The 13,721-nt window shown below is 42.0% G+C and carries 14 protein-coding genes; 10 read left to right on the top strand and 4 right to left on the bottom strand.

The features are described from left to right. Positions 1-54: 54 nt before the first annotated feature. Complete coding sequence (locus AB6735_RS14260; protein ID WP_370996519.1) at positions 55-837, bottom strand: phosphatase PAP2 family protein; 783 nt, start codon at positions 835-837, stop codon at positions 55-57. 173 nt (positions 838-1,010) lie between these two features. Between AB6735_RS14260 and AB6735_RS14265 the strand changes: the two genes are divergently transcribed. From AB6735_RS14265 to AB6735_RS14285, 5 genes are all read left to right on the top strand, one after another. Beyond that, complete coding sequence (locus AB6735_RS14265; protein WP_370996520.1) at positions 1,011-1,688, top strand: response regulator transcription factor; 678 nt, start codon at positions 1,011-1,013, stop codon at positions 1,686-1,688. Further along, a complete protein-coding gene (locus AB6735_RS14270) occupies positions 1,685-2,932 on the top strand; it encodes a sensor histidine kinase (RefSeq protein WP_370996521.1) in 1,248 nt (415 codons plus the stop codon). The genes AB6735_RS14265 and AB6735_RS14270 overlap by 4 nt, the downstream gene beginning before the upstream one ends. Before the next feature lie 93 nt (positions 2,933-3,025). After that, entirely contained in the window at positions 3,026-3,952 is a 927-nt protein-coding gene (locus AB6735_RS14275; protein WP_370996522.1) for an aldo/keto reductase, read from the top strand. Positions 3,953-3,964: 12 nt separating this feature from the next. Continuing rightward, a complete protein-coding gene (locus AB6735_RS14280; RefSeq protein ID WP_370996523.1) occupies positions 3,965-4,348 on the top strand; it encodes a hypothetical protein in 384 nt (127 codons plus the stop codon). Positions 4,349-4,523: 175 nt separating this feature from the next. Then, entirely contained in the window at positions 4,524-6,893 is a 2,370-nt protein-coding gene (locus AB6735_RS14285; RefSeq protein WP_370996524.1) for an ABC transporter permease, read from the top strand. Positions 6,894-7,091: 198 nt separating this feature from the next. Here the strand turns inward: AB6735_RS14285 and AB6735_RS14290 are convergent, their stop codons facing one another. Further along, a complete protein-coding gene (locus AB6735_RS14290; RefSeq protein ID WP_370996525.1) occupies positions 7,092-8,084 on the bottom strand; it encodes a zinc-binding alcohol dehydrogenase family protein in 993 nt (330 codons plus the stop codon). A 190-nt stretch (positions 8,085-8,274) separates the two neighbouring features. On the opposite strand from AB6735_RS14290, the gene AB6735_RS14295 reads away from it, so the two are divergent. Then, complete coding sequence (locus AB6735_RS14295) at positions 8,275-9,069, top strand: SDR family NAD(P)-dependent oxidoreductase (protein ID WP_370996526.1); 795 nt, start codon at positions 8,275-8,277, stop codon at positions 9,067-9,069. A gap of 56 nt (positions 9,070-9,125) precedes the next feature. On the opposite strand, the gene AB6735_RS14300 is transcribed toward AB6735_RS14295, so the two are convergent. Then, positions 9,126-9,326, bottom strand: a complete 201-nt coding sequence (locus AB6735_RS14300) for a hypothetical protein (protein WP_370996527.1) — start codon at positions 9,324-9,326, stop codon at positions 9,126-9,128. Between the two features lie 205 nt (positions 9,327-9,531). Between AB6735_RS14300 and AB6735_RS14305 the strand changes: the two genes are divergently transcribed. The 4 genes from AB6735_RS14305 (at position 9,532) to AB6735_RS14320 (ending at position 12,584) form a co-directional block, all read left to right on the top strand. Continuing rightward, the gene (locus AB6735_RS14305; RefSeq protein ID WP_370996528.1) at positions 9,532-9,975 is read left to right on the top strand and encodes a PaaI family thioesterase; all 444 of its coding nucleotides are present in this window, start codon (positions 9,532-9,534) and stop codon (positions 9,973-9,975) included. Between the two features lie 22 nt (positions 9,976-9,997). Next, positions 9,998-10,444 carry a GNAT family N-acetyltransferase gene (locus tag AB6735_RS14310; protein WP_370996529.1) on the top strand — a complete coding sequence of 149 codons (447 nt, stop codon included), beginning with the start codon at positions 9,998-10,000 and terminating at the stop codon, positions 10,442-10,444. A 31-nt stretch (positions 10,445-10,475) separates the two neighbouring features. Further along, positions 10,476-11,111, top strand: a complete 636-nt coding sequence (locus AB6735_RS14315; protein WP_370996530.1) for an RNA-binding domain-containing protein — start codon at positions 10,476-10,478, stop codon at positions 11,109-11,111. 90 nt (positions 11,112-11,201) lie between these two features. Further along, complete coding sequence (locus AB6735_RS14320; protein ID WP_370996531.1) at positions 11,202-12,584, top strand: MATE family efflux transporter; 1,383 nt, start codon at positions 11,202-11,204, stop codon at positions 12,582-12,584. A gap of 231 nt (positions 12,585-12,815) precedes the next feature. On the opposite strand, the gene AB6735_RS14325 is transcribed toward AB6735_RS14320, so the two are convergent. Beyond that, a complete protein-coding gene (locus tag AB6735_RS14325) occupies positions 12,816-13,718 on the bottom strand; it encodes a histone deacetylase (RefSeq protein ID WP_370996532.1) in 903 nt (300 codons plus the stop codon). Positions 13,719-13,721 lie beyond the last annotated feature (3 nt).

Here is a 13,721-nt window from a genome sequence, read left to right on the forward strand (position 1 = left end):
GGTTGAAATTAAATCATAGATCTCAAATTCCTATCGGCCCTATTAAATTTAATTTTAAAGTGTTTTTACAAAAGAAAAACCAAACATCTGGTTTTGATAAGTGGGTACAATCACGGTACCAGTATTTTTATCTCCTTTACCACCCGAAAACTGCTTTTTAATATAAGGATAAACCAAATAGGCTATCTTTGTTGAAAGTATGCCTACACCCGCCCCTGCCACCACATCACTAAACCAGTGGGCATTATTGTAAACCCTCAATATTCCGGTTGACGCTGCGATGGAGTATCCTGCAATGCCATACCAGGGCGAAATATCGCCATATTCCTGGTTTAAAAATTCGGCAGCAGCAAATGCGTTACCGGTATGCCCTGATGGAAATGAATATTTATCAGCATCGCTCGGGCGGGTACGCTTACTTAAATTTTTTACTGTAAAGGTTGTACCTGCAAAAATACCTTCAGACAAAACGTAAAGCGCCGTACGGTCGGCAAAGTTATGCTTGCCATGTACGCCGGCCAGGTTTAAACCATACACAATTGCTGCCGGAGCATACTGAAGATAATTATCGGCATGGGTTTTAAAACCAGGATGATCTTTCTGCATATCATTATATACATTGTAATCAATTTGCCGGATACCTTTAACGTGAAAAGAAAGTATGCCCCAGGTAACAAATGCCGCCGGTGGAATATAAGTTACAATGGAATGGTTTGCTTCTTCAACCGTTTTGTCCTTGTGGGTGATTTTTAAAGAATCAGTAATTTCTGATTGTTGTGCAGAAGTGATAACAGGAAGAATTATTAGCAGAAAAAAAATATATTTTTTAAAAAACATGACTACATTAAGCTAAAGTAAGGCAACTATGAAGCCAATATTAAACAATAATTCTGAATTTATTCTGTATCATTTAAACCCGACATTTGACCAGATCCAATGATGGTTTAAAATAAAGTCGGTTAAATCCAAAATGTATACAAATTACTCATGTACTTTTACTAAAAAAAGAAGTGAAAATACTCATCATTGAAGACGAAAAAGGGTTACGTGAAAGTATTGAAGCATACTTTCAGGAAGCTGGTGACATCTGTGAAACAGCAGACAGTTACCAGGCTGCTATGGTGAAAATCAATCTTTACAGTTACGACTGTATTTTGCTGGATATTACCTTACCGGGCGGAAGTGGTATCGATATACTTAAAACGCTCAAAGCAAGTAATAACAAGGATGGGGTTTTGATTATATCGGCCAAAAACTCACTTGATGACAGGTTGCAAGGGCTGGATCTTGGCGCGGATGATTACCTGGTTAAGCCCTTTCATTTATCTGAACTTAAAGCCAGGGTTTCTGCCATTACCAGGCGTAAAATGTATAATGGCAATAATATACTGCAATTTAATGAGATCAGTATTGATCTGTCGGCTAAAACTGTTACCGTTTTAGACACTCCTCTAAAGTTAACCCGTAAAGAACTCGCGTTGTTAATTTACTTTATAGCTAATAAAGGCAAAGTAGTCTCCAAAAATGCAATCGCGGAGCATCTTTGGGGAGATGGTATAGATTTGGCCGACAATTTTGATTTTATTTACTCCCATATTAAAAATATTCGCAAAAAGCTGGTAGAAGCCGGGGCCAATGATTATATACAGGCTGCTTATGGCATGGGTTATAAGTTTAATGATAAATGAAACTTTTAGATAAATATAACCGTGTAAATTTAATTGCCGCTATTATTATCATGCTGATAACCGGTGGGATCTACTACCTGGCCATCAGCTCAATTCTTATTAATGAAAAAGATAAATCGCTGGAAGTTGAGGAACAGGAAATTTTTGATTATGTAAAACTGAACCATAACCTGCCCCAGGTATTTGAATCACCAGACCAGCAGATCAGCTTTAAACAAGTTCCTAAAAACTCGGTCACCCGTAAGTTTATTAATACAACTTATTACAAAAATGCTAACGAACCAGAATCAGGAAGAGGCTTGATTAGTTTTGTTGATATGGGGCATACCTACTATAAAATTTTGATAGTGGAGTCGAAAGTTGAAACCGAAGACCTTATACAGATCATATTTGGTATTACCATAGGCGTTATTCTGCTCCTGCTTTTGGCGCTCGTTATTACTAACCGGCTTATTCTTAACCGGCTATGGCAACCCTTTTATAATATACTTGACGAACTTAAGCTGTTTCATATATCCGATACCCGGAATATCCCACAACTGGATAACTCCATAGATGAGTTTAATGAATTACACCAGGAGGTTTCGGCAATGGCTACACGGGTAAAGCATGAGTATCAAAACCTTAAAAATTTTACAGAAAACGCGTCGCATGAGCTCCTCACTCCTATAGCTATTATCACCTCTAAACTGGATACGCTGATACAAAGTGAAAATCTGAGCGAGGGACAAGGTAAATTATTAACTGACCTTTATGGTGCAGTAAACCGATTAAACCGTTTAAATCAATCTATGCTGTTACTTGTAAAGGTAGAGAACAGATTATTGAAAGATGAGAACCTGATAGACCTGAAAGCTTTAACCGAAGAAATGATCTTTCAATTTGAAGAAATATTTCTGAGTAAAAATCTTCATGTTTCCTATAATCTCGACGAAAAGCAGGTATATGCTAACCGACATCTGATGGAAATTTTACTGAGCAATTTAATGAGTAACGCGATCAGGCATAATTACAATGGTGGCGAGATTAAAATAAACCTAAACGCCGAAAGCTTAATTATAGAAAATACAGGTGATGAACTACCTTTAAGAGACGATCAGATCTTTACACGTTTTCATAAATCATCTTATTCTGAAGGTAGTGGTCTTGGGCTCACGATATCCAAACAGATCTGCGAGAATTTTAATTTTTCCCTTCTTTACAGCTTTCAGAAACCTTACCATAAATTCAGCATAGGCTATTAGCAATTCACCTCGGTTTAAATGTGATGTAGGTCACGCAGATTCTTGAAGTTTTCTGCCGTCCTTTGATATGTAATTCAGTAAAACATATCAAAAATGAAGACCACAGATAACATCCTCCATATGCCTTTGCTCGGGTTTGGTACCCTGATCCCTGATAAGGCTTTGACTATAAGTGCTACCAGAGACGCGCTGGAAGCCGGATTTCGACACTTCGATGCTGCAGAACGCTATCGAAACGAAAGTGAGGTTGGCGAAGCGCTGCAAGCCGGGCTCGCTGCCGGTGGTATTGCCCGCGAAGACATCTTTGTTACCACGAAGTTGTGGAATATCAATCATCGGCCCGAGCGTGTTGAACCGGCATTCGAAGCGAGTTTAAAAAGGCTCAAACTCAACTACCTGGATCTGTATCTCATTCATACGCCGTATGCGTTTCAACCGGGTGATGACCAGGATCCGCGGGATCAAAACGGTAATGTTATTTACGATAAGGGCGTGACTTTAATTGATACATGGAGAGCCATGGAGCAACTTGTGGATGGTGGTAAATGCCGGGCTATAGGACTGTCCGACATCACTTTGAAAGACCTGGTGCCTCTATACAAAGCGGCGAGAATCAAGCCAGCCGTGGTTCAGGTCGAATCACATCCATATTTGCCGGAAACAGAACTTCTGGAATTCTGCAAGGAGAAAGGCATTGTATTTTTAGCTTTTGCACCTTTGGGTCATGGAATAAGACCGGGGCTGCTCGAAGATCCTGTTATTGTGGACATTGCCGAACGAATTGGAAAAACACCGGCGCAGGTGCTGTTGGCCTGGGCCATCCAGCGGGGCACGGCTTTGCTTACTACACCTAAAACCGCAGACCGGGCCAGGGAGAATTTTGACATCTCTCCCCTGCCGCAAGACGCGTTTGATGAGATCAACCGTATTGAGACCAGGCAGAGACTCAATCAAGTAGTGAGCACCGGTGTTCCCGGTTTCATCCCACAACGTGATTCGAACGAAAAAGCTAAACGTTAAAAAGCAACTATCATGAAAGACGAACAAATACGTGAAGCCCTGAATGCGCACTGGCACGCATCGGCAATTGGCGATGTGAACGCAGAACATGATATTTACGATGATGATGCCATCTGTGATTATCCGCAATCTGGCGAAAGAATACACGGAAGAATTAACTTACAAGCCTTGCGAAGCCATCACCCAGGCAAACCGTCTGGCTTTAAGGTGAAGCGGATTCTTGGGCAAGGCAGCCTCTGGATCACAGAATATACCATCATTTACCAGGGGCAATCGGCTTACACGGTAAGTATTATGGAGTTCCGGAACGGTAAAGTGATACATGAAACACAGTATTTCGCAGAGGCCTTTGAAGCGCCTGCCTGGCGAAGTCAATGGGTGCAGCAGGTCTCGTGAAGTTTTATAATAGTTTGTATGAAACCCTCTGTTCGGCAACGTACGCCAACTGTAACATTTCCGAACAACTGACCTTGTTTAAATATTACAAATTATTAATAATCAATATCTTACAATAAAGGCACGTAATTGGTACACTTAAAGCAGAATCGACACATTTAAAACCGGCCGCGCCATGCTCAAAACATATTTTAAACTTGCTTACAGGAATATCATTAAGGATAAAGCCTATTCCATTTTGAATATAACAGGTTTAGCCATAGGCCTGGCATCAAGTATCCTGATTTTGCTTTGGGTACAGAATGAATTAAATTATGATAAATTCCATAAAAACGCAGGCCAGATCTATCGGATAAACAGTGATTTTGCTGATTCAAAAACGGCGGCAAATTCGGCAGGTATGCCCGCCGGATTGAAAGCGGAAATGCCGGTTATTAAAAATACCGTTCGTTTACAACCCGCGTATCCTTCTGTTTTACTTGAAACAGGTAACAAAAAGTTCCAGGAAGAGCGTGTATTTTACGCCGATCCAAGTTTTATGGATGTATTTTCCTTCCCCCTGGTAAAGGGCGATCGTACGACAGCGTTAAATCAGGTAGATGGTGTTTTAATAACACAGGAAATGGCCACAAAATACTTCGGAAAGGAAGATCCTATTGGCAAGGTAATACGAAAAGACAATAAAGAAAATGTGGTAGTAACAGGTGTTTTGGCCAGTATCCCTGCTAACTCCGATCTGCAATTTGATTTCATTCTACCAATGGCCTCTATAGCCAAAACGAATAATGACCTGAAAAACAACATATGGGACAATTTTAATTTTTACGACTATATTCAGTTAGATAAAAGTTTTGATCCTTCTGATGGCAATTTATCAAGACTGGAAAAACAAATTGACCAGATCTTTCAGAAGCATAGCCCCGGAACCAAGGCCTTGTTTCAATTGCAGACCTTAACCAAAATTCACCTGGCACCTGAAAGATTGGGAGATTTGCCAGGACACGGTAATACTCAATATGTAAACATCTTTTTTATTATCGCTGTTTTGGTATTGGTAGTAGCATGTATTAATTTTATGAACCTGGCTACCTCGCGTTCGGCCCGGAGAGCTAAGGAAATTGGCTTACGCAAAGTAGCAGGCGCTGTGCGGGGGCAGTTGATCTTCCAGTTTTTAAGCGAGTCGGTATTTATTTCTTTTCTATCATTAATGCTCGCGGTCGGCATTGTTATTTTATTCCTGCCGGTATTCAATGAACTGGCCAACAGGAAACTCGCTATCGATGTATCGGATGCGAAGTTATGGTTAAGCCTTTTGGGTATTGCCATGTTAACCGGCCTCATCTCCGGCAGCTATCCTGCCCTATTCCTTTCAAGCTTTAACCCGGTTAAAGTGCTTAAAGGCAATGTAAAATCAATGGGTGGCAATTTACTGTTCCGCAATGCTTTGGTGGTAATTCAATTCATGGTCTCCATTGTATTGCTGGTAGGCACAGTGGTGATCTACAATCAGCTTAAATTTATTAGAGACAGGAACCCCGGCTTTGATAAGGCTAATCTCTTGTACATGCCGATGACAGGGGATATGTGGGGCAAACAGCAGGCTTTAAAAAATGAGTTAAAAGGAAACCCACTTACCAGCGATTTTTCCATAATTACCGACCTGCCTACCAACCTGGGGGGCTGGACTTTTAATGTTCAGTGGGATGGCAAAGATCCCCGCTCGCAAACAACAATCCCGGTAATGGCTGTCGATGAGGATTTTACGCACGCATTCAGAATGAAGTTGGTAGCGGGCCGAAGTTTTTCAAGAACATTTAAAGCGGATTCAAATAATTACATGGTTAACGAAAAAATGCTGAGCGTTATGGGTTTAAAGGCCAACACGGCAGTAGGTAAAACCATAGCGGTTTGGGGTAACAAGGGGACTATTATTGGTGTAGTGAAGGACTTTAATTTTAAACCGGTTCAGCAAGCCATAGAACCATTGGTAATGCCCTTTAATAAGATAGGTGGTTTTGTAATGGTAAGAACATTACCCGGTAAAACCAAAGCCACTATACAGGCACTATCAACCATAAGCCAGGAGCTCAACCCGGCCTACCCCTTCAAATTTGATTTTCTTGACCAGGATCTGGCTAATCTTTATAAAGGAGAACAACAGATGGGCAAAATTTTTAACCTTTTTGCCGTGCTCGGTATTTTTATCTCCTGCCTGGGTTTATATGGCTTATCTGCCTTTATGGCCGAGCAGCGTACCAAGGAAATTGGTGTGCGCAAAGTGCTGGGTGCATCGGTATCGAGCCTTGTTTATTTATTAGCCTCTGGAATTACTCGGCTCATCCTTATTGCTATTGTTATAGCCATACCGCTTTCCTGGTACGCTGTGAACACCTGGCTTGCCGGCTTTGCCTATCATATCCATGTGGGCTGGCTCATATTCGTAATAGCGTCAGTATCGGCGCTGGTCATTGCCTGGCTTACGGTTAGCTATGAATCGATAAAAGCAGCTGTCGTTAACCCTATAAAGAGTTTAAGGACGGAATGATCATAAAGGAATGAGAAAGGGCTAAGGCCTATATCAATGAATACCTGGAGGCGATGCCCGAATCGGATTCAGTCTGAAGCCGGCTCCCGAAATACGGTCTTTAGCAGAAGTTCGAATAATAAAGGGGAGCAGCTCTACATCAATAAAGCTCTCCCCTCCTCTATCAAAACACCTTGTTATTTGACTAACAAGTTCTTCTTAAAACTTCAGCAATACTTTACCAAAAGGTCTGTCTTCTATTAAATAACGCTGTGCTTCGGCCACATCGGCGACATCAAATACTTTGGCTACGATGGGTTCTATTTTCTCACCGGCCAGCAATGGCAGCAATTGATCCCATATTTGCTTCTGCTCTTCGGCGTTGAACCATCCGGAAAGACTTTGCCCCCGCATTTGTAAACCCTTCCATACAAAATCAGTTACGTTGGCTGTAAATTGTGTACCAGCTGAGTAGCCGATGGTAACCAATATGCCATTGCGGGCCAGGGAATGAAGTGCCTCCCCGGTTAAATTGCCGCCGATACTGTCAATCACCAGGTCAACCCCTTTTCCTTCTGTTATTCTTAATACTCCTTCGCCGATGGTTTCTTTGGACAGATCCATAACATTTTCAATACCTGCAGCCCTGGCAGCTTCAGCTTTTTGGGTTGAGCCTGCTGTGGTGATCACTAAAGGCGAGCCATAAGCTAATGCCAATTGAATAGCGGCATTACCAACAGCGCCACCCGCTCCTAATGCCAATACACTTTTGCTGTTGGTAAAATCGCCTTTATTTAAGCTGGCCTGCGCCGAGAAAAATGCTACAGGGAATGCGGCGGCTTCCTCGTCAGATACATTATCCGGCGTTTTAAGTACTTCCTGCGGGTATAAGGCCAGGTATTCCTGCCAGGTTCCGTCGTTGTTGATACCCCTGATAGAACCATCGGGTGAAAAGGGCGAAATTATAACTCTTGCGCCCTCCGGAAATTCGCTGTCACCTTTTACAATCACACCGGCAGCTTCATTTCCCAAAATCATGGGTAGCTTTTTAGCCTGTGGTATTAACCCTTTCCTAATGGTATTATCAACCGGGTTCACCGCGGCTACATTTATTTTAACCAGTAACTGTCCTTCTTTTAATTCCGGGATATCAAGGTTAACTATTTTCAGGGTTTCATATGCTCCGTATTCTTTAAATTGAATTGCTTTCATGTTAGTTTTATTTTTATAGATCAACAGGTGATCGTTAAGACAAAAATATACCGATTGGTATTATTTATTATAATCGCATTGTCACAGTTTAAAATTCCATTTTGTCAGCACCATTCCATCTTTTGTTTGTAATGATATATGCTGACAAAACATTGGGTATTTTTAAACATCAATTTAACTATATAAAAACATGGATCTTCAACTGAAAAATAAAGTGGCCTTGGTAACCGGCTCAACTGCAGGCATTGGTTATGCCATAGCTAAATCATTAGCCGCCGAAAGCGTAAAAGTATATGTAAATGGTCGCACCGATGAGCGTGTTAAAGCCGCTGTAGACCAGATTAAAAAAGACACCGGTAACAATGATATTTACGGACTGACCGGCGATATGGCCAACAAGGGCGATATCGATCAAATCATTAGCAAATTACCCGAAGTTGATATCCTGATCAACAACGTAGCCATTTTTGAGCCCAAAGCATTTAAAGATATTACCGACGAAGACTGGCTCAAATTTTACGAAGTGAACGTATTGAGCGGCGTTCGGTTTTCCAGGGCTTATTTTGACAAGATGCTGCAAAAAAACTGGGGACGTATTATTTTCATCTCCAGTGAATCGGCCATACAGATTCCCGAAGAAATGATCCATTATGGCATGACCAAAACGGCACAGGTAGCCATAGCGCGAGGTTTGGCCGAGCTGACCAAAGGCAGCCATGTAACCGTAAATTCTATTTTACCGGGCCCTACCCGTTCTGAAGGCGTTGGCGGTTTTATTGATAAGCTTGCGGCTGAGAAAAAACTGACGGCAGGTGAAATGGAAAAGGAATTTTTCCAAAGCATGCGCGGTACATCCATCATTCAACGCTTTACATCAACTGATGAGATAGCCAACCTGGTTACTTATATAGCAAGTCCGCTATCATCAGCAACTAACGGGGCCTTGTTAAGGGCCGACGGTGGTGTTATTAAAAGCGCCTTTTAAAAAGACACGGCCTCCGGATGAATAATTCATCCGGAGGCCGTGTCTTTCACTCTAAATTAATGAACAGGTTTTGTTGTGGTATCCTTTTTTGTGGTATCAGTTTTAGCCGTATCAGTTGTTGAGGCCGGTGTTGCCATTTTTGAGGTATCGGTACTGGTGCTATCTGATCCACTGGTTGTTTTTGAAGAACTGCAGCCCGCTGCTATTGCACCTATCAATGTGGCGACAAGCGCTATACTTAAAATCTGTTTTTTCATAGTTGTCTGTATTTGAATGAATTGTCAATTTTATTTTGATTATATTATTAACCATACAGCAACGATATTGTTTAAGTTAAAAATTTATCTGGCAACCAAAAGGTTAAGCACCTGCCTGATTTTTACATAACAAATGCTTTAATTTCTTATAAATTTCAGATATTTAAGGGCTATGGTAGTATCTGAACGAATGTTAAAGTGGGCGATGCGTTTCTACCCTCCCCTTTTATTTCAGCGTATCTGGGTGGTTAAATTTGATAAAGGCTTTAAAGGTGTTCAGGTAAAGATCATCAAGAGCATTCTGAATAAAAATTACAACAACGCCATTTTCGGTGGCACCATTTTTTCGGCCGCCGATCCGTTTTACCCGGTATTGTTTCACCAGCTGCTTATTCAAAAGGGGTATAAATTAAAGGTATGGTCAAAATCATCAACTATACATTACTTAAAACCGGGTTCATCAGATCTTTATTTTACGATCACTTTAACTGACGCGGAGATCGAACATGCAGAAATGCTGTTAAACACCGAGGGCAAATATATGGTACACCATCCCATTGATATTTATAATAAAGATGGTGAAATGTGCGTATCTGTAACGATAGAGGTGTATTTACGCAATTTAAATTTTATAAGTACTAATTCATAATTCTATCCTAATGACTACATATATGAACGATGAGGTCTTTATTAAAAAAGGCTTCCAGATATCTACCGATAAAAGCTTACTTAACGTTGATGTGATCTATAATTACCTGAACGACGACTCCTATTGGGCACAAGGCATCCGTCGCGATGTGTTAGAAAAGGGTATTGCCAATTCTATGTGCTTTGGTGTTTATCAGCAAGACGTTCAGGCTGGGTTTGCACGCGTAGTTACCGACAATGCTACCTTTGCTTACCTGTGCGATGTATTTATTTTACCCGACTTCCGTCAAAAAGGGCTATCCAAATGGCTGGTGCAAACCATTGTTAAACACCCCGATCTGCAAGGACTGAGAAGATGGTCATTAGCCACCGCCGATGCACATGGCCTATACAGCCAGTTTGGATTTACAGAAATAACCCGTCCGGAAAGATGGATGGAAATATTTACCCCCTATATTAAACCTCAGTAATCAGTTTAACAGACAGGATAACAACGCTAACATGAACCATATCAAAAAATTGATATTTGAGGGTGAAGGTGTAACACTCGACTTTAAAAAAACAATAACCAGCTGCGAAAAAATTGCCCGTACCATGGTAGCCTTTGCCAACAACAAAGGCGGCAAACTATTAATAGGCGTTGCCGATGACGGAACTATTAAAGGTGTAAAATCTGAAGACGAAGAACGTTATATGATCACCAAAGCCGCTCATATGTTTGCACGCCCGGCTTTGGAGCCCATATTTGATGAAGTTTACGTAGACGATAAACTGGTATTGGTTGTGGATACCCCCGCAAGCGATCTGAAACCACACTATGCCCTGGCCGAAGATGGTAAATGGTGGGCCTACGTAAGGGTAAAGGACAAAAGCGTATTAGCCAGTAAAATTGTGCTGGAAGTGCTTAAACGGTCATCAAGTGACGAAGGCGTGTTGATTGAATACTCTGAAAATGAAAAATCGCTTTTACAATACCTGGAGCAGCATACCCGCATCACTATTAAAGAGTGTGCCGAACTGTTAAAGATAGGCCGACGACGGGCGCAACGCATCCTGGTCGACTTAATATTATCGGGACTTATCCGTATTAATACCACCGAAAAAGAAGAGTTTTATACTGTAGTATCAAGTAGTTAGTATCAAGTATCACGACTACTATTGCATTCTGAAATAGATGCGGAAATCTTGATACTTGATACTAACTACTTGATACTAATATTCCTGTAAATGAAAAGCATTTTCCTGAAATACAAACCTTATTATGGCGAAAGCCTTAAACTGGCTATCCCTGTAGTGATATCACAGTTGGGGCATACACTGGTTCAAATGTCCGATTCTATTATTGTGGGCCATTTTGCAGGTACGGTTTCTTTGGCCGCGGTATCGCTGGTGAACAGTCTTTTCATGACTCCGCTGGTTATCGGTATGGGTATCTCTTATGGTTTAACACCACTCATCGCGCAAAATAATGGTCGCGGAAATTTCAAAGAATGTGGTCTGCTGCTTTCCAACAGTTTGTTTTTAAATATGCTGAGCGGTATCCTGTTGTTCGCCGGTATCTACTTTGGTACCATGCTGCTCATCGGTCATTTGGATCAATCGCCGCAGGTGGTAACTGAGGCTAAGCCTTATTTACTGCTGCTTAGTTTATCACTCATCCCATTGCTGATATTCAACACCTTTAAGCAATTTGCCGAGGGCCTGGGTTTTACCAAACAGGCCATGCTCATTTCTATATGGGGCAATTTGCTCAATATTTGCCTTGGGGTGATTTTTGTAAAAGGCTTATTCGGTGTTCACCCTATGGGGATCAAAGGTGTTGGTTACAGTACTTTGATAGACCGTTGTGTGATGGCTATTGTGATGGCCATATACGTTTTAAGGTCGCCTATATTTAAGCAGTACCTGAAAAGTTTTGCTATTAAAAATATAGATCGCTTGCGGGGAATCCAGATCATGAAGATAGGTGCGCCGGTGGCCTTGCAATATACCTTTGAAGTAAGCGCTTTTGGCGGTGCCGCTATTTTGGTAGGCGTTATAGGGCTCGATCAGCAGGCCGCGCACCAGGTTGCTATCAGTCTGGCGGCTATGACCTACATGATGGCCAGCGGCATATCTGCCGGGGCGGCCATTAAATCGGGTAACTATTTTGGCGCCGGGCATTATCAAAATCTCCGATTATCTGCCATATCCAACTATCACATTGTGCTGGCCTTTATGTCGGTCACCGCCCTCATATTTACCTTTGGCAGGCATCTGTTACCATGGATAATCACTTCTGATCAGGCTGTTATTGATATTGCAGCACAATTACTTATCATAGCAGCATTCTTTCAATTATTTGATGGCGCGCAGGTGGTTGGCCTCGGTATATTACGTGGCATGGGCGATGTAAACATCCCTACCATTTTTACTTTTCTGGCCTACTGGGTAGTAGGTTTACCGATGGGCTATTTATTGGGGATCAGGCTTAACCTGGGGGTTAATGGCGTGTGGTATGGTTTAACTTTGGGATTGGCAACAGCCTCGGTATTGCTGTTTATCCGTTTTAACATCATCAGTAAAAAGCATCGCCGGGACAATACCATACCGATACTGGCGAAGGATTAAATGAAGTAATAGCTACTTTGTCATCCTTAGGAACGAAGGATCTTCTTCGAGATCCTTGAAGAAGAAGATGCTTCACTTCGTTCAGCATGACAACCTTCTTTTTGGAAATCAAACGATAAAACAAAATTGTCATCTCGAACGAGGCACGAGGAGAGATCTTCTGCTTCGAACCTATCGCGCGCAAAAGATTTCTCCCTCCGGTCGAAATGACAATCTCATAATTTTTGTCTATCAGAAATACAGATCAGCTGCTATTTTAAAAGTATTGCAATGCGCTTCCACAATATCTTTGATCTGGGGCGAATAACCACCACCCATGCTTACCTGCACCGGCAGGTTATTGGCAATACATTGTTCAAACACAAATTTATCGCGGTCTTTGCAGGCTTCTTTGCTCAGGGCCAGCTTACCCAGTTTGTCGGTTGCCAGGATATCCACACCCGACAGGTAAAATATAAAATCGGGCTTTTGATGCTGGATCAAGCCGGGTAGGGTATTGTACAAAATATCCAAATATTCATCACCCTCAATCCCATCTCCCAGCGGGATATCCAAATTAGATGTTTCCTTACGATACGGGAAATTATTGGCGCCATGCATCGAGAAAGTAAATACCCGGGGTTCCTTTTCAAAAATCTGGGCGGTGCCGTTTCCCTGATGTACATCTAAATCAATAATTAAGATAGATCGAGCTAAATTATTATTCAATAACCAGTTAGCTGCAATAGCCTGATCGTTTAACAGGCAAAAACCCTCGCCCCAATTACTGCCTGCATGATGTGTGCCACCGGCCACATTAAAAGCGATGCGATCATCAAAAGCAAACCTGCATCCATCAATAGTCCCCTTAGCTATCCTGATCTCACGCTCTACTAACCGGGCGGATAATGGAAAACCAATGCGGCGCTGCTCTTTTAGCGGCAAGGTCAGGTCGCGTAGTTGGTGCCAGTAATCCTGATCATGGGTTTGCAGGATGATATCCTCCGTCAGCATATCAGGCGAAAACAGGTTTTCACGGCTGATCACGCCTTCATGCAGCAATTGCGCCGGGATCAGCTCGTACTTCAGCATCGGGAAACGGTGCCCTTCCGGAAGTGGATGGGCATATATCGGGTCGTAAGCCACCTTGAACATACC

The sequence above is a fragment of the Mucilaginibacter sp. RCC_168 genome (assembly GCF_041355315.1).
Classification (GTDB): domain Bacteria; phylum Bacteroidota; class Bacteroidia; order Sphingobacteriales; family Sphingobacteriaceae; genus Mucilaginibacter.